Raw genomic sequence first — 17,149 nt, 5'->3', positions numbered from 1 at the left:
CCGATTATCATTCCGGGAGTTTTAATTCAGACTTGTATCACATTTTCCGGCAATGCAGGAACGCAACTGCGGGAGGACATTGATAAAAGCATATTCAACCGTTTTAAATCTATGCCAATCGCAAGGATATCGCCGCTTGCGGGTGTACTGACTGCCGATCTCTTGCGCTATGCCATAGCTTGTGCGGTTGTATTTATAGTCGGCGCAATTATCGGATACAGACCGGGGTTTTTGAAAGTTATAGCTTCCATCGAGTTTATGATGTTTGTAGGTTGGTGTTTAAGTTGGCTGTTTGCGTTTGTGGCTTTGACGGCAAAATCCGTATCTTCTGCATCAATGTACGCAATGCTCATTATGTTTCCGCTGACGTTTCTGTCAAATGCCTTTGTTCCAACAGAAACTATGCCCAAAGTAGTTCGCTACTTCGCCGAACATATCAATCCTGTATCCAAAGCAATAACGGCTGTGCGAGAGATATTGGGAAATGGAACAATTGGCACGGACTTTTGGATTGCACTAATAGGTACTCTTGCAATCTTAATAGTGTCTATACCGCTTACACTGTGGGCATATAACAGGAACACGTAAGGCTTTTTGCGAGAGCAAAATAGGAAGTGGAATAATTTCAATAAAAATACAAATAATGTAATGCGCTGAAATAGTTCTGTTGGGAACATCGAATATGATTAAATAGAAATGTTATTTGTATAATATTGCTTATAGATTGCATTATGCAATACGATCTCATATAATATTCTATAAAAGAAGGCATTTAAAAATGAAAAGGACAGCGAATATATTTGTTCGCGTTGAACCTGAAAATCGCGAAATTCCTTTTGATATGAAACTTTCGCAAAACAAACATTTGTCGTACGAAGAACTAGGTGAAGAGTGGTTTAATGCAGAAATCGAGAGAGGCATGACAGATTTAAAAAGCGGAAATGCTATTCCTGCGGAAAAGGTTTCAGACAGGATGAGTAAGGATTATGGACTATGATCGTATGAAAGCTTAAAATCAAAGTTACCATTTTAAAAAGAAAGCGAGGATCTTAGGTGAATATAAATAATTTTGAAAATCATATCGACAAAACTATTTTAAATAGAGGATATGATTACTATATTAATGGCAATATAATTGAAGTCTACAAATGTGGAGATAACGAGTATGTATTTCAAGTACAAGGAAATGATGATTATGAGGTAGTAGTTAAGATAGATAACGATGGAGAAATTATTTATTCAGAATGTAATTGCCCCTATGATTTTGGACCAATATGTAAACATCAAGTGGCGGCATATTTTAAGCTATTTGAGATAATAAATAGCAAAAACAATATAATACATATGAAGGAAGATGTGATAAATCAGTCTTCAATTAGAGAAGTACTAAATAATCTTTCTAAGGAAGAATTGATTAAAATAATAATGGATATAACCGAAAATGATGATGCTTTAAAAAACAGTCTAATTGTGAGGTATTCAAAAGGTAGCTACGAACAAGAACTTGAAAAATGCAAAAAGCTTATTGATTCCATTGTGAAAAAATATACAGGCAGAGAAGGCTTTATATCGTATAGAGAAACTTATGGCTTTGTAAATGATATGGAAGACATATTGCGAAAATCAAGGAATACCGATGATATATTATTAGCTTTGGATATTGCATTTCTTCTGCTTAACGAGTCTATAAAAGCTTTTCAATATGCTGATGATTCCAATGGTGAGATAGGCTTCCTCATATATGAAACTATAGACTTAATAGGAGATATAGTAACAGATGGCAGTTATTTAGATGATGATTTAAAAGAGGAGATATTTAATAAATTGCTTGAGCAAAGTGACAACGAAATTTTCGACGAATGGGATGATTATAAAATTGATCTTCTTAGACTATGTCTTGAATTTGCAGATGTCGAAAAGCTAAGGAATGAGCTTATAACGAAAATAAAGTCTATTGTTACCATGAATTCAGGTGATGAGTATAAAAGATACAGCAATGAGAAGATGTTGCAAATATTATTTGAAATAATTGATACTTATGGTACTGATGAAGAAGCTTTAGAATTTATAGAAAAAAACCTAAATTATACATCATTTAGAGAGCTACTTATAAGTAAGTTCATGAAAGAAAGAAATTTTAATAAAGTTATAGAATTAGCTTTAGAAGGAGAAAAGAAAGATAAGCAATATGCAGGATTGGCATTGAAATGGAAGAAAATAAGATATGAAGCCTATAAAAAACTTTCTCTAAAAGAAGAACAGAAAAAATTAGCCAAAGAACTTCTTTTTGAAGGCAATTTTGAATATTACAATGAACTTAAAGAATTAATCACAGGTGATAAGACAGAATTTTACAACAACTTAAAACAAGAATTAAAAAAGTATGAGGGATGGCATAGCAATAATATTTATTTTAAGCTTATAGTGGAAGAAAAAGATCTTAATGAGATAATGGAGTTTGTCAAAGAGAATCCAAGTATCATAGAAGGATATGCTGAAATGTTGCAAGAAAAGTTTAAGGATGAGGTAATTGAGGTATATAAGAAGCATATAAAGACGGTTGCAAGCTCCTCATCCAATAGGAAAGAGTATAAAAAAGTCTGTGAAGTTGTTAAAAAGTATAAAAAGATAGCAGGCAATAAAAACATGGAGGAAATAGTTGATGAGCTAATTGCTTTGTACAAAAATAAGCCAGCCTTTGTAGATGAACTAAATAAAATCAAAAAAATTAAAAAATAATGGGGGAATCACTTTGATAATTATTTATCTACTCACATATGCATTTATCATTTTCTTTTTTTCCATTGAAAGATATTATAGGGCTTTCCTTTCTCGTGGCAATATTGCTATTAATAATTACACCATTATTCAACTATTATAAAATTGGTATAATGATACCAGAAAACTAAACTTTCCATTATTGCTGTTGTATTTTACGAAGAATATTGCTATAATAATAACAGCAAAAGGAGAAAGGAGATTTATTATGCCTAACATTAAGCCGATTTCCGATTTAAGGAATTACAATGAAGTGTTGCGCAGCATAGAGGAAGGTTCACCGGTTTTTTTAACAAAAAATGGCCGTGGACGCTATGTGGTTATGGATATGCGGGAATATGAAAAAATGCAGGCAAAATTAAAATTGCTTACTGAACTTGCTAAAGGTGAAAAAGCGGGACAGGAAAATGGATGGCTAACCATTGATAAACTAGAAGCATCCCTGGAGGTAACGGATGGTTAATCTTAAAATCTCGCCCAAAGCGCAAAAGGATATGCTGGAGATAAAAGAATACATCTTCGAGGAATTAGGTAATCCTACAGCAGCAACAAATGTGCTGGCCAAAATCACCAAACGATTCAGAGATCTTATGGAATTCCCGTTGATTGGAGCACCATTGTCTTCTGTTATTAAAATTGAGACAAGCTATCGTTACCTTACGTGTGGGCAATATACAGCTTTTTACCGTTATGAAAATGATACTGTATATGTGGACAGAGTGCTATATGGTAGACGAGATTTTATGCGAATCCTCTTTGGGGATGTTGCAAAGGAAGAAGACAACTGATTATCAAATATAAAACTATGATATGGAACAGAACACCTAGACAAAATCGGCTTATGTTTGTAACTTTATTTTTAAACTGTGTAAATAAGGTGGAGGGTAAAATAAAAGCGATTGAAAAAATACTATCTAATCAGCCGAGGTATAAAAAGATCGATCTTTGATGCTAGATGAAATGGTTTTTTATAAATTTTTATAATGAACATCAAATTTATACATGAGAGGCGGTGATTAAATGCTTAGTATAGAGGAGTATATTGCTCGTAGGAAAAAAGAAGATAAGCTCAATGAATTTGACATTGATGCACGTACTCAAAATATTAAAAACTTTGTGGATTATGTATTTGAATATTTTAATAACTACCTGAATATTACTGAAGCTGAAGAAAAAACAGTACTGCATAATGAGAAGTTGGAGAAGTATCGTAAGCAGTTTTGGGATTATGAGCCTGAAGTTAGAGAATGGATTGTCAGAGTATATAGTGAGTATGGTAAGCAAATGCATAGACACATTAAAAATATTTTGAAAGAAAATGAGCTTTTCTACTTGTATGATACAGATAGCGAATTTAGGAGTGTTTCATACGATTGTTATTCAAAGCTTATCAAAAGGCTCCCTTTTCTTAAGGATCAGACAGAAATGCTTTTTCTTTTTATTAAAGACTATCACAGGGTAGAAAGCCAGCAGATGTTTAATTTCGGAATACCAACTATATCTGATGAGATAAATGATTGGATTGATGAAACTTGGGCGAAACATCAGGTAAATCTTCTTGCTTTCGCTTTTGATTGGATAAACAGATTTTATAAGAATGAAGATCTATGGCCTTCAACTCATAGAAAGAAGAGTCAATATAGCTGGAGAAAATATGATTATGATTACAAGCAGAAAAGTAATCTTTTTAATCTTGACTCACTGTATAGAAAAATGCCAAAAAAATCTTTTATAAAAGGAAGGAAGCAGGAATTTGAAATTCTGTTTATGTATTATTGGATTCATGATATGGAAGGCGAAGATGAATATTGGCAGGAATATTTAAAGGCAGTCTTGCCAGCATTAAAAAAGGAATAGAAATAATCATATGCTTCATTGAACTATTGTTTTCGGAGAACATTTATTAAGAATTAATGATGAGATAGCTGAAAAAATTTATTTATTCAATGAGATGAAAAACTTGCAACACTTGATGAATTATTTAGGAATTTGTTTATCGAGATGTCTTTAATGAAAATAAATTTATATATTTCTTTGAAACAAAGAATTTCCAAAATGAGTCTCAAAACCATTGATATGTTCCAGAGAATGCAAGGATATAAAAATCGCTAATGATATAATAGAGTCCTATCGAGGCATGTAGAGTGTTGCTGTCTGTTGCAAAAGGGGCAATAGCTTTCCATGAGATCCAATAAAATGGAGGTTAACATGGGTTATGAAGAAAGAATAATAGCATTTATTGATATTGGGTTTCAAAAATCTTGTGAATAATGAGTTTAAATGTGAGGATATAGGTGCAATCTTAAAACTTCCTTATCTTTTACGACATGAATATAAACTCATAACGTGTCTTACGCTCTGCTTATGTTATTAGACTTTTTATCAATTACTTTATCAATCTCCCAGTAACCAAAAATTTCACGTTCTTCAACTTCTTTAGGTTTATCATCAATACTTTTGCCTGCAATACGTTTATTTTCATGAATATGTTTTTTTGGTTTTAAGCGTAGTTTTAAAGGTAAATCAATATTTTTAACAGCTAACCTTGCTTCTCGCTTCAATTGCAATGTCAGGAAGAATAGAAAGAAAAATGGAATTAGGTGAAAAATTGAGTAATATAATTAAGTTGTGTATAATTAATGTAATAGATAGTTATTAATTAGTACAAAAATGAATTTTATGGGAGTGTTAAGAATGAAAATTGTCGTACTGGCAGGAGGATTAAGCCCGGAAAGAGATGTATCACTATCGTCCGGTTGTTTAATTGCAAATGCTTTACTGGAAAATGGTCATAAAGTATTGCTTTTGGATTTATACAAAGGATTGAATTTTGATAATGACTTTGATGAATTGTTTTTAAACAGCGAAATAAAAAGATATCAATACAGTGTTCCGAAGCATGAACCTGATTTGGATAAATTGATGCTCGAAGCCGATAACGGGAAAGCACTTATAGGGAAAAATGTAATCAAGATTTGTAGGTCTGCCGATGTGGTATTTCTTGCTTTGCATGGCTCCATTGGTGAAAACGGACAATTGCAAGCCGTATTTGATTCCTTTGGAATTTGTTACACAGGAACGGGCTATATTGGAAGTCTACTGGCGATGGACAAGGCTTTATCAAAAGAATTGATGCGTTTTAATAAATTGCCCACGCCCGATTGGAAAATATTTGATCTAAGAAAAGATTATGTCGATTATATTTTGGATGGCATAGGCCTTCCATGCGTAATAAAACCTTGTAGTTGCGGATCCAGTATTGGCGTATCTATTGTAAAAAACGAAAACGAGTTAAGCAAGGCAATTGAATATGCGAAAAAGTATGAAAACCGCTTGTTGATAGAGAAAGTGATTGAAGGACGTGAGTTTTCTGTTGGAATTTTGAATGGAAAGGCTCTGCCTGTTATTGAAATCATCCCTAATATTGGTTTTTATGATTACAAGAATAAATACCAGCCTGGCTTAACAAAAGAAATATGCCCAGCTCAAATTTCACAAAGATTAACTCAAAAACTTCAAGATCAAGCTTTAAAAGTACATGAAATCTTGCGACTTGGAGATTATTCAAGAATCGATTTTATAGTGGATGATAAGGACAATGTATATTGTCTTGAAGCAAACACATTGCCGGGCATGACACCAACAAGTTTATTGCCGCAGGAGGCTAATGCAATAGGACTATCATATAACGAGTTATGTGAAAAGATAGTATCACTTGCTTTACGTAGAAATTAAGCATTTAAAATTGCAAGTGCCAGCATGAAAATGACTTTTAGATGTGATTTGAATAAGACGAAGGCATATATTACCCAAAATATATAATTTGCTATCTTAGCTATACAAAAAGGAAGATTAATATATGATAATAAGTGCAAGCAGAAGAACGGACATACCTGCATTTTATAGTGATTGGTTTTACAATAGAATTAAAGAGGGCTATGTCTTGGTTAGGAATCCTTTTAATTTACATCATGTAAGCAAGGTGCCTTTATCTTTGGAAGTAGTTGATTGCTTTGTGTTTTGGACTAAGAATCCAGAAAGAATGATTAAAAATCTTCACATCATTGATGGTTATCCATTCTACTTTCAATTTACGTTAAATCCATACAATGCTGAAATTGAGGTAAATGTGCCAAGAAAATCAAAAATCATAGATACATTCAAAAGATTGTCTGATAAGATAGGACCGATGCGCGTCATCTGGAGATACGATCCTATTATTATAACAAATAATATCCATGAGGGATATCATTATAAATATTTTGAATTATTAGCATCAAAACTTCATGATTATACATCTAAATGTATCATAAGCTTTGTGGATTTTTATCTTAAAGCACAGAGAAATTTAAAAAAGATAGGTGCTTATGATATAAACGATAAAGATAAAATAAGAATTGCAACGAGGCTTGGAGAAATTGCAAAAGTGTATTCTCTCAAAATAGAGATATGTGCGGAAAACATCGATTTATCTGAGTTTGGCATTGAACATTCGAAATGCATTGATCCAGATTTAATCGAAAGCCTTTCAGGTAGAAAACTTAAAGTAGAAAAAGATAAAAATCAAAGAAAAGCTTGTGGGTGTGCCGCCAGTGTGGATATTGGAGCTTATAATACATGTACTCATGGTTGCCTCTACTGCTATGCAAATTACAGTAGCAATGTTGTCAATGACAATATGGCTAGGTATGATGTCAATTCTCCCTTATTGTGCAGCAGTATAACAGGTGAGGATGTAATAGATGAAAGAAACAGTTAGCTATTTTACATCAAGCCCAAAATTCACTCAAAAACAGAACCCCATCTCATATTTCTGGCTTTCTTATAAATATCTCCATCGCTTTTTTTGATTGTGACTTTCTTGATGCCATCCTTTGTACACAAATCCAATATTATGTGGCCTTTTCTTATCTGGGGGTGCCTTATGATTCTGCTCTTTATCGTTTTGCAAGGATTTTTTGATACATAAATGTATGAGAATTTTTCATCTTCATACGGAAGTTCACCGTTTTTGACTTTTCTGTGCAAGCTTGTTCGCTGTATGCGGGATGAAAAGTGGCACCAATCATTATCTTTTATGGGACATTCTTTGTCATGCGGACACGGTGCGATTACATGCGCACCAAGCGATATCAGAGTTTCCCGGGCTCTTTTTATTCTAGAAAAGCCGATTTTAGTTCCTGGCTCTATAATGATCAGTATATCGTTAGCAATTTCCCACAGTTTTTTTATTATTTTACTCTGTACATCTTCATTTAGCTCACCAATGGAATACGATGCAATGACGATATCGTGTCTGTGAGCGTCAAATGATCTATTTAAATCTATTTTTAGCCACTTTGCGTTTTTGATAGAATCATAATTTGAATTAGATGATAACTTTTTGCCGATATTTATCATGTTTTTGTCTTTTTCCAGAAGCGTTATTTGATCAATATCCTGCCATATAGCAGTTGCCGCCCACATGGCTGTCCCAGGGCCTGCCCCTACATCTAAAAGAGATTTTGGGCGAAAATCATTATATACTTCTTTTATATGATTTAAAACAGTGTATATTGCACCATACGTGGCAGGCATCCTGTATACGACATAAGCGATTGTTTCATCATATCCGCTTAAAAATTTATCAGAATAGTTTTTATCACGGTATCGCTTAGAAATATCCGAAACTAAAGCTGTTAATTTATTTATAGGTATAGCTTCTGTTTCGTTTTCTATGGCAGTGATAAGTTCTAATGGTAGTTCCATTTACATAAACAATCCTTTCTATTAGTGTTCAATTTATATTATACCATCAAACATAATTTTATGTTATAATTCAACTCAAGAACCGTTCTTGGTTGGATGGACTTTATGAAAGGCTGGATGTAATGATTAAAGAGAAGATAAAAGTTTCAGTTAGAGACTTGGTAGAGTTTATATTGCGCAGTGGTGATTTAAACAGTGAGTTTGTCGGAAACGGCAATAGAAGAGCGTTAGAAGGGGCAAGGATTCATAGAAAGATACAGAAATCGAAAAATGAAAATTATACGAAAGAAGTCTCATTAAAGTACGAAGCAGAGTACGATGATTTTATCCTTGCTGTTGAAGGCCGTGCGGATGGCATCATTGTTCAAAACGGCAATGTTACGATAGATGAGATAAAGACTACAAATGCTCAACTAAATGACATTGATGATAATTACAATCCGCTACATTTGGCACAGGCAAAATGCTATGCTTATATATACTCTATTCAGAACGATTTGAATGCTATAAATATTCAACTAACGTATTATCAGATTGATAATGATGAGATTAAATATTTAAGGTACACGTATTCTATAGATGAGCTAAAAGCATTTTTTGAAGATCTTCTAAAAAAGTTTTACAACTGGGCAATGATATCATACCTTTGGATAAAGGAAAGAAATAGCTCCATAGAGAAGATAGATTTTCCTTATAAAAATTACAGGAAAGGGCAAAGGAAGCTAGCCGTAGCTGTCTACAGGACAATTGAAAGAGAGAAAAAACTCTTTGTACAAGCACCTACCGGAATAGGTAAAACTATATCTGTTATTTTTCCAGCGATAAAGGCTATGAGGGAAGGGATGACGTCAAAAATATTTTACCTGACGGCTAAAACAATTGCAGGTACCGTTGCAGATGAGACGTTTAAGATGCTAAGGGATAAAGGGTTAAGAATTAAGACGCTTGTTATCACTGCAAAAGAGAAGATATGTTTAAATGAAAAGACCGAATGCACCCCTGAGTCATGTCCATACGCAAAAGGCCATTATGATAGGATAAATGATGCTATAATGGATATGATTTTAAATGAAGATGATTTTAATAGGGCAAAAATTGAGGAGTATGCAAAAAAACATACAGTATGTCCATTTGAGTTTTCACTAGACTTATCTTTATGGTCGGATGTTGTAATCTGCGATTACAATTATGTTTTTGACCCAAATGTCGCTCTAAAAAGATTTTTTCAAGATAAGAGCGATTTTACGATCCTTGTGGATGAAGCCCACAACCTTGTAGACAGGTCAAGGGAGATGTTTTCTGCGGAGCTTTTTAAAAAAGAGTTTTTATCATTAAAAAAGTCGATGAAAGGGCAAAGCAGCAAAATAGAGAAGGTATTATCAAAGATTAATTCTATTTTTCTTAAAATGAAAAAACAGTGGGGTGAAAATAATTTTTTTGTGGCGAAAGATGAACAAGTTGATTTAGATGGTTATTTAAGGCAGTTCATAGGTGAAGCTGAATCGTACCTTGTAAATAATAAAAAATCATCCGAATGCGATGAGCTTATAGATTTGTATTTTAAATCATTATCTTATTTAAAAATTTCTGATATGTATGATTCGTCATATATGACGTACGTAGAAAAAGATGGTGATGATGTAAAAATTAAGCTATTCTGCTTGGATCCGTCTAAATTATTAAGTCAAACGCTTCAGAAAGTTAGAGGGACAATATTTTTCTCTGCCACACTTCTTCCGATTACATACTATAAGTCTCTATTAGGAGGGAACGATGAAGATTACGCAATTTGCTTAGATTCACCTTTTGACACTAAAAACAGGATGATTCTTATTGCAGATGATGTATCTACAAAGTACAAAGATAGGGAAAATACGCGAGAAAAAGTAGCAGAGTATATTGATGCAGTTGTGGGGAAAATGCCAGGTAATTATATTGTGTATTTTCCATCATATGAGTATATGAACATGATATATGAGATTTATAAAGATCGAGGAATGAACATGATAATCAAGCAGGAGAGCAGTATGAGTGAGGATGACAAAGAGAGCTTTTTAAAGATGTTTGAAGATGAGAAAAAGGGAATCATAGCCTTTTGCGTGCTGGGAGGTATCTTTTCAGAAGGCATTGATCTGAAGAATGATAGATTAATCGGCGCTATAATTGTAGGTGTGGGTCTTCCTCAAATATGTCTTGAAAGAGATATAATAAAAGACTACTTCGAAAAAAAGTATGGACTTGGATATGAGTTTGCTTACCTTTATCCTGGCTTTAATAAAGTGATGCAATCAGCAGGACGTGTTATTAGAACTGAGACTGATAGAGGTGTTATTTTGCTTATAGATGAAAGATTTTTGCATAGGAACTATATAAAATTATTTCCTAAAGAATGGTTTCCGTATACTAAAGTCAATAAAGATAATATAGAAGCATATCTTGATAACTTTTGGGGGAATTTATAATGGTGAAAGTGTATGCTACAAAAATCACGAGAAATGTAGACAATCGAGAATATAACAGATTATTAGAGGTAGTGTCAGAAGAAAAGAGATGCAGGGTTAAAAAGATTAGGAAGCATGATGATGCACTGAGGACTCTTTTGGCAGAGGCAATGTTGCGAGTCATTTTAGTAAAAGAATTTGGGCTTAAAAACAGCAATATCGTATTTTATAAGAATGAGTTTGGGAAACCTTTTTTAGAAGGCAAAAATATATTTTTTAGTATATCACATTCAGGAGAGTGGGCATCTATAGCTGTAGATTGTGATAATTTAGGCGTTGACATAGAGAAGATAAGAGATATCAATTTAAATGTGGCAAAGCGTTTCTTTTCGATGGAAGAGTATAATGATATGATGAAAAAGGATGATAAAATAGACTACTTTTTTACTCTTTGGACACTAAAAGAAAGCTATGTCAAGGCACTAGGCAAGGGACTTTATGTTCCATTAAAATCATTTACTGTAAAATTAGAAAAAGAAATTAAGCTTTTTGGAGAAAATAAAAATAAGTTTTATTTTAAGCAGTTTAATATAGATGCTGGATATAAATTGGCAGTTTGTGCTCAGAATAATATGTTTCAAAATAGTGTTAATGTTATTAAAATAGATGATTTATTGAATGATATTTTTAATTTTTTATGAAATATGGTATAATTTAGAAAAAAGATGAAGGTGATATTATGCAAAAAGCTGTTGAATTAACTTATGGATCTAAGACATTGAGGGGTATGATGCATGTTCCAGATGGCACAAATGGCAAAGTTCCTATGGTAGCTGTATTTCATGGATTTACAGGCAATAAAGTTGAGTCACATTTTATTTTTGTAAAGTTGTCGAGAGAGTTGGAGAAAGCAGGCATAGGCAGTGTCAGATTCGACTTCTATGGATCTGGTGAAAGTGATGGCAATTTTATCGATATGACATTTAGCGGTGAAGTAGAAGATGCAAGACATATCTTAGAATTCGTAAAAGACAATCCTCAAACAGATGTCAATAATATTGGCATATTAGGTCTTAGCATGGGTGGGGCTATAGCTGCCATAATCGCAAATGAATACAAAGACATTGTTAAGTCATTAGTTCTGTGGGCACCTGCTTTCAATATGAGAGACATAGTAGAACTTCAGTCACAAAGTGAAGCGGGAAATTTACTTAATGAACATGGATTTGTTGATATTGGAGGCCTTGCGCTTGGAAAGGAATTTGTATTTGATATAACTGGAATTGATATATTTGAATTAGCAAAAGGATATGACAAAGATGTACTCATAATTCATGGCACAAAAGATGAAGCTGTGCCATACACAGTATCTGAAGAAATTTTAAAGACAGTTTACAAAGAAAATGGCCGTAGAATATCGATAGATGGTTCGGATCATACGTTTAACAGGCTTGATTGGCAAAGAAAGGCCATAGATGAATCTGTCTCTTTCTTGAAAGAAAAGCTTAAATAAAGTAAAGGGCCCAATAGTGGGCCTTTTTAAGATTTACTTTTTTCTGCTACTATCTTTACTATATTCAATATAACTTCAACAGCTTTTTCCATTGCAAAAGTAGGTATATATTCATATTTACCGTGAAAATTATGGCCTCCTGTAAATATGTTAGGCGTTGAAAGTCCCATGTACGATAACCTTGCTCCATCAGTGCCGCCGCGGATAGGAGACACATCTGGTTTTACGCCTGCTTTCTCTATAGCTTTTAGTGCAATTTCAACTATGCTCATGTCTTTTTCAATGATTTCTCTCATATTGTAATATTGGTCTTTTAAATCTATTTCTACTGTGCCTTCGCCGTATTTTTCATTTAATTTGTTTATCAAATTTAACAAGTAATTTTTGCGATTTTCAAAGTTTTCTTTGTCAAAATCCCTTATTATGTAGTACATGTGTGTTTCTTCTACATTACCATTAAAATTATTTATGTGATAAAATCCCTCATATCCTTCTGTATTTTCCGGTGTTTCTTCCAGCGGCAACATTGAAGCAAGCTCTACTCCTATTAAAACAGAGTTTTTCATTTTGCCTTTTGCTGTTCCAGGATGTACATTTCGGCCGTGTATTATTATTTTTGCAGATGCTGCATTGAAGTTTTCATATTCCAATTCACCCAATTTTCCACCATCGATTGTATAAGCAAAATCAGCCCCGAATTTTTTTACGTCAAATTTGTCTGCACCGCGTCCGATTTCTTCGTCTGGCGTAAAACACACTTTTATCGTTCCATGTTTTATCTCTGGATGTGACATAATGTATTCGCAGGCAGTGACAATCTCAGCGATTCCAGCCTTATCATCGGCACCCAGCAGTGTTGTACCATCTGTTGTGATCAGTGTTTTTCCTATGTAGTCTTTTAATTCTGGAAAATCACTTGGTGACAAAACGATATTCTTATCCTTGTTTAATATTATGTCTTTGCCATCGTAGTTTTCGATTATCTGCGGATTTACATTTTTTCCAGACATATCAGGGCTTGTGTCCATGTGTGATATAAAGCCTACTACTGGTATTTTCCTATCAACATTAGATGGTATTGTAGCCATTACATATCCATTTTCATCGACGGATACGTCTGTAAGCCCTATAGCTTTTAATTCGGAGGCCAAGTCTTTGGCAAAAGCCATTTGCCCATTTGTACTAGGGCATTTTGAAGAGTTTTCATTTGATGTTGTTTCATACTTTACGTATTTTAAAAATCTATGAGCGACGTTTTGCAATATACCCCTTCTTTCTTAAAATTTTCTAAAATTATTTTATCACTTATAAGAAAAATTTAAAAGAAATAAAGCCTGGGTTACCGTTACCAGGCTTTAGTAAAATTCTACTAATAAATGGTCGTCAATTTCTACAGGAATTTCGCTTCTTCTTGGCAATTTAATTAATTTGCCTTCCATTTTATCCACATCGACATTGATATATGGTGGAATATCATTTGTGCCGATGCTTTGTTTTATAAGGGGCATATTTCTACTTTTTTCTTTAACGGAGACGACATCTCCGACATTTACCTCATAAGATGGGATATTTACTTTTTTGCCATTTACTAAAATATGGCCATGCGAAACGAGCTGACGTGCAGAGTATATTGTAGGAGCAAAGCCCATCCTGTATACAATATTGTCAAGGCGCCTTTCAAGAAGTGAGAGAAGTTTTTCGCTTGTCGGTTCCTTGCTTTTTAGTGCTTTTTCAAAATACCTTCTATACTGTCTTTCCCTAACGTTGTAGATTGATTTGAGCTTTTGTTTTTCAAGAAGTCTTCTACCGTATTCAGAAAGCTTTTTGCCTCTAGTTAGCCCATGCTGTCCAGGAGCGTACGGCCGCTTTAACGAAGGACACTTTGGGCTACCGCATAGGGGATGTCCTACAATTCTGCACATTCTATGCTTTGGTGCTACTGTTCTTGCCAACTGCTCACCTCCATTTTATAATGATAATCATTATCAATTAACCACATCCAAATTATATAGTATGAAATAAAATTTATCAAGTATTTTTCTTAAGTATATTTTTATCAAAGAACTAAAAAATATACAAAAACCCGGCATTAAGCCGAGTTTTTTTAAAATTTTTCCCAGTGCAGTACGTCGCTTAAAGATTTTTTATTTCTTGGAGACGGATTTTGAGTACTGTAGCCTAAAGCAATAATTGAGATCATTCTAAGGTTTGATGGAACATTTAAATATTCATTTATGTCTTTTTCATATGTCCGATCATACCCTGCTACCCAGCATGAAGAGATGCCGTATGCTTTTGCTGCAAGTATGATATTTTCAGTTGCTGCTGCACCATCTTCCAGATGGTGGATGTTTTCTTTTTCACAGTATACAACTACACATGCTGCAGCATCTTTAATAAATTTGCCGTATGTAGCCTTTTCAGAAATATACTTAAGAGCTTCCTTGTCGGTTACAACAACGAAATGCCAAGGTTGAACATTGTTTGCAGACGGAGCAAGCCTTCCGCAGTCAATAATATCTTCCAGTATATTTTTTGGAATTGGTTTATCTTCAAAAGATCTTACAGCCCTTCTTTGTTTTAATACTTCTAATGCATCCATATAAAACACCTCCATCTATTATTATAACCATTAAAAAAACAATTTCAAAATTTGGTTAAATATTTATTGACGGAAAAATATCCATATGTAAAAATATTATTAAGATGAAAGGGGGAGATGATTTTGTGTCAAGGTTAAAATATATCATGGGACTTAAAGACTATTTCGGTACTGACTTAAAAAGAATTAACCATGCATTAAAAGTGCTTAGCTATGCTGACAGAATAGTGGATGGCGAAAATATTACTGATGAAAAAATCAAAAAGATCGTGTATGTTACCGCAATTTTGCATGACATCGGCATCAAAAAAGCTGAAGAAAAATATGGTAGCTCATCCGGAAGATATCAGGAAATAGAGGGGCCAGCCATTGCAAAAGAGATTATGCAGAAAAACAATGAGGAGGAGGATATAATAGAAAGAGTATGCTATATTATAGGTGGTCATCATACACCATCTAAAAATGATGGACTTGATTTTCAGATAATATGGGAATCTGATCTTCTGGTAAATATAGAAGAGGATGGATTGTATAGAGATAGAGAAAAGGTCAGCAATATTGTAGAAAAGAATTTTAAGACAAAGACAGGCAAAAACATTGCAGTTGACTTGTTTCTAAGTTAAAGCTTGATAATATAATTTATATAGTATAAAATATGAGATGTAAAATAAGATTGGAGGTTTACATATGACAAATGTATTAAATTTTGATTATTCAAATGCGTTGAATTTTGTTAATGAACATGAAATAGCATATCTTGAGAAACAGGCACAATTATCACTTGATATGGTGGTAAATAAGACAGCTCAGGGAAGCGATTTCCTTGGTTGGGTTGATTTGCCGCGGGATTATGACAAGGAAGAATTTGCTCGAATCAAAAAAGCTGCAGAGAAAATAAAATCAGATTCAGATGCGCTTGTGGTTATCGGAATTGGTGGTTCGTACTTAGGTGCAAGGGCAGCTATTGAGATGCTTACACACTCGTTTTACAATATTTTGCCACAATCAGTTAGAAAGGCGCCAGAAATATATTTTGCAGGAAACAGTATAAGCTCTACATACCTTCAAGATTTATTAGAAGTTCTAGACGGCAAAGATGTATCTATAAACGTCATATCAAAGTCTGGCACTACTACAGAACCGGCTATAGCATTTCGAGTCTTCAGAGATTTTCTAGAAAAGAAATATGGAAAAGAAGAAGCAAAATCAAGGATATATGTTACAACAGATAGAAAAAAAGGTGCTCTTAAAAGACTGGCGGATGAAGAAGGCTATGAGACATTTGTGATTCCTGATGATGTAGGTGGCAGATATTCCGTTCTAACGGCAGTAGGACTCCTCCCTATAGCGGCTGCAGGCATCGACATTGATGAAATGATGAAAGGGGCATATGATGCATCATTAGTTTTCAAAAAACCTGATATAAAAGACAATTTAAGCATGCAGTATGCTGTACTTAGAAATGCGCTTTATAGGAAGGGTAAATCTGTTGAAATTTTAGTAAACTATGAGCCGAGGCTTCACTATTTTTCCGAATGGTGGAAACAGCTTTTTGGGGAAAGTGAAGGCAAGGACCATAAAGGAATATATCCTGCATCAGTAGATTTTTCGACGGATCTTCATTCCATGGGACAATTTATACAAGACGGAAGCAGGATAATGTTTGAGACGGTTATAAATGTAGAAAAACCGCTAAAAGAAATAACGATAAACGAAGACAAGGACAATGTAGATGGACTTAATTTCCTGGCTGGAAATACGATAGATTTTGTCAATAAGAAAGCTTTTCAAGGCACGGTACTTGCTCACAATGATGGCGGTGTGCCAAATCTAATAGTGAATGTTCCAGAGATATCTGCATACAACTTTGGATATCTGGTTTACTTCTTTGAGATGGCTTGCGGCATAAGCGGATACTTAAATGGAGTAAATCCGTTTGACCAACCTGGAGTAGAAGCCTACAAGAAAAATATGTTTGCGCTTTTAGGCAAACCTGGTTATGAGAAAGAAAAAGAAGAATTGGAAAAAAGGCTTAAAAGGTGACAAAAAGGATATGTCTATAAGGCA

18 protein-coding genes and 1 pseudogene (1 of these 19 only partly in view) are annotated in these 17,149 nt (G+C 33.8%); 14 read left to right on the top strand and 5 right to left on the bottom strand.

The annotated features are described in order from the left end of the window. The 7 genes from Q2T46_RS03940 to Q2T46_RS03910 form a co-directional block, all read left to right on the top strand. On the top strand, positions 1-588 hold the 3' portion of the coding sequence (locus Q2T46_RS03940) for an ABC transporter permease (protein WP_303264172.1). The gene continues 225 nt to the left of window position 1, outside the view; only the last 588 of its 813 coding nucleotides appear in the window; its start codon lies off the left edge, out of view; its stop codon occupies positions 586-588. Positions 589-778: 190 nt separating this feature from the next. Next, complete coding sequence (locus Q2T46_RS03935) at positions 779-997, top strand: hypothetical protein (RefSeq protein ID WP_303264173.1); 219 nt, start codon at positions 779-781, stop codon at positions 995-997. Positions 998-1,053: 56 nt separating this feature from the next. Further along, the gene (locus Q2T46_RS03930) at positions 1,054-2,739 is read left to right on the top strand and encodes an SWIM zinc finger domain-containing protein (protein ID WP_303264174.1); all 1,686 of its coding nucleotides are present in this window, start codon (positions 1,054-1,056) and stop codon (positions 2,737-2,739) included. 247 nt (positions 2,740-2,986) lie between these two features. After that, entirely contained in the window at positions 2,987-3,241 is a 255-nt protein-coding gene (locus Q2T46_RS03925; protein WP_303264175.1) for a type II toxin-antitoxin system prevent-host-death family antitoxin, read from the top strand. Next, positions 3,234-3,566, top strand: a complete 333-nt coding sequence (locus Q2T46_RS03920) for a type II toxin-antitoxin system RelE/ParE family toxin (RefSeq protein ID WP_303264176.1) — start codon at positions 3,234-3,236, stop codon at positions 3,564-3,566. Before Q2T46_RS03925 ends, Q2T46_RS03920 begins: the two co-directional genes overlap by 8 nt. A 17-nt stretch (positions 3,567-3,583) precedes the next feature. Continuing rightward, a complete protein-coding gene (locus Q2T46_RS03915; RefSeq protein WP_303264177.1) occupies positions 3,584-3,727 on the top strand; it encodes a DUF1413 domain-containing protein in 144 nt (47 codons plus the stop codon). A gap of 71 nt (positions 3,728-3,798) precedes the next feature. Next, a complete protein-coding gene (locus Q2T46_RS03910) occupies positions 3,799-4,635 on the top strand; it encodes a hypothetical protein (protein ID WP_303264178.1) in 837 nt (278 codons plus the stop codon). A gap of 469 nt (positions 4,636-5,104) precedes the next feature. On the opposite strand, the pseudogene Q2T46_RS03905 reads toward Q2T46_RS03910, so the two are convergent. Further along, positions 5,105-5,321, bottom strand: a pseudogene (locus Q2T46_RS03905) (IS30 family transposase); the annotation flags it as partial. 151 nt (positions 5,322-5,472) lie between these two features. On the opposite strand from Q2T46_RS03905, the gene Q2T46_RS03900 reads away from it, so the two are divergent. Together Q2T46_RS03900 and Q2T46_RS03895 are read left to right on the top strand one after the other, a co-directional pair. After that, positions 5,473-6,513 carry a D-alanine--D-alanine ligase gene (locus Q2T46_RS03900; RefSeq protein WP_303264179.1) on the top strand — a complete coding sequence of 347 codons (1,041 nt, stop codon included), beginning with the start codon at positions 5,473-5,475 and terminating at the stop codon, positions 6,511-6,513. Positions 6,514-6,637: 124 nt separating this feature from the next. Continuing rightward, positions 6,638-7,537, top strand: coding sequence for a DUF1848 domain-containing protein (locus Q2T46_RS03895; RefSeq protein ID WP_303264180.1), 900 nt, complete (start codon positions 6,638-6,640; stop codon positions 7,535-7,537). 23 nt (positions 7,538-7,560) lie between these two features. Here the strand turns inward: Q2T46_RS03895 and Q2T46_RS03890 are convergent, their stop codons facing one another. Next, positions 7,561-8,526 (bottom strand): small ribosomal subunit Rsm22 family protein, encoded by a 966-nt coding sequence (locus tag Q2T46_RS03890; protein WP_303264181.1) that lies wholly within the window; start codon positions 8,524-8,526, stop codon positions 7,561-7,563. A gap of 122 nt (positions 8,527-8,648) precedes the next feature. Between Q2T46_RS03890 and Q2T46_RS03885 the strand changes: the two genes are divergently transcribed. The 3 genes from Q2T46_RS03885 to Q2T46_RS03875 are packed head-to-tail and all read left to right on the top strand — an operon-like array spanning position 8,649 to position 12,480. Beyond that, a complete protein-coding gene (locus Q2T46_RS03885; protein ID WP_303264182.1) occupies positions 8,649-10,988 on the top strand; it encodes a helicase C-terminal domain-containing protein in 2,340 nt (779 codons plus the stop codon). Then, positions 10,988-11,668, top strand: a complete 681-nt coding sequence (locus Q2T46_RS03880) for a 4'-phosphopantetheinyl transferase superfamily protein (protein ID WP_303264183.1) — start codon at positions 10,988-10,990, stop codon at positions 11,666-11,668. The genes Q2T46_RS03885 and Q2T46_RS03880 overlap by 1 nt, the downstream gene beginning before the upstream one ends. A gap of 38 nt (positions 11,669-11,706) precedes the next feature. Then, positions 11,707-12,480 carry an alpha/beta hydrolase gene (locus Q2T46_RS03875; protein WP_303264184.1) on the top strand — a complete coding sequence of 258 codons (774 nt, stop codon included), beginning with the start codon at positions 11,707-11,709 and terminating at the stop codon, positions 12,478-12,480. Between the two features lie 26 nt (positions 12,481-12,506). On the opposite strand, the gene pepT is transcribed toward Q2T46_RS03875, so the two are convergent. The 3 genes from pepT to Q2T46_RS03860 all read right to left on the bottom strand — a co-directional run bounded on the left by pepT (position 12,507) and on the right by Q2T46_RS03860 (position 15,082). Then, positions 12,507-13,742: a peptidase T gene (gene pepT / locus Q2T46_RS03870; RefSeq protein WP_303264185.1), complete on the bottom strand. Its 1,236-nt coding sequence runs from the start codon at positions 13,740-13,742 to the stop codon at positions 12,507-12,509. 93 nt (positions 13,743-13,835) lie between these two features. After that, a complete protein-coding gene (gene rpsD / locus Q2T46_RS03865; protein ID WP_303264186.1) occupies positions 13,836-14,432 on the bottom strand; it encodes a 30S ribosomal protein S4 in 597 nt (198 codons plus the stop codon). Between the two features lie 152 nt (positions 14,433-14,584). Then, on the bottom strand, positions 14,585-15,082 hold the full coding sequence (locus tag Q2T46_RS03860; RefSeq protein ID WP_015311177.1) for a nitroreductase family protein: 498 nt from the start codon (positions 15,080-15,082) through the stop codon (positions 14,585-14,587). A gap of 104 nt (positions 15,083-15,186) precedes the next feature. On the opposite strand from Q2T46_RS03860, the gene Q2T46_RS03855 reads away from it, so the two are divergent. Both Q2T46_RS03855 and Q2T46_RS03850 read left to right on the top strand, forming a co-directional pair. Then, positions 15,187-15,705: an HD domain-containing protein gene (locus Q2T46_RS03855; protein WP_399388071.1), complete on the top strand. Its 519-nt coding sequence runs from the start codon at positions 15,187-15,189 to the stop codon at positions 15,703-15,705. Between the two features lie 64 nt (positions 15,706-15,769). Continuing rightward, the gene (locus tag Q2T46_RS03850; RefSeq protein WP_303264187.1) at positions 15,770-17,125 is read left to right on the top strand and encodes a glucose-6-phosphate isomerase; all 1,356 of its coding nucleotides are present in this window, start codon (positions 15,770-15,772) and stop codon (positions 17,123-17,125) included. Positions 17,126-17,149: the final 24 nt, after the last annotated feature.

This window comes from Thermoanaerobacterium sp. CMT5567-10 (assembly GCF_030534315.2).
GTDB lineage: Bacteria > Bacillota > Thermoanaerobacteria > Thermoanaerobacterales > Thermoanaerobacteraceae > Thermoanaerobacterium.
The sequence above is the reverse complement of the archived record's forward strand: the minus strand, read 5'-3'. Positions and strand labels throughout refer to the sequence as shown.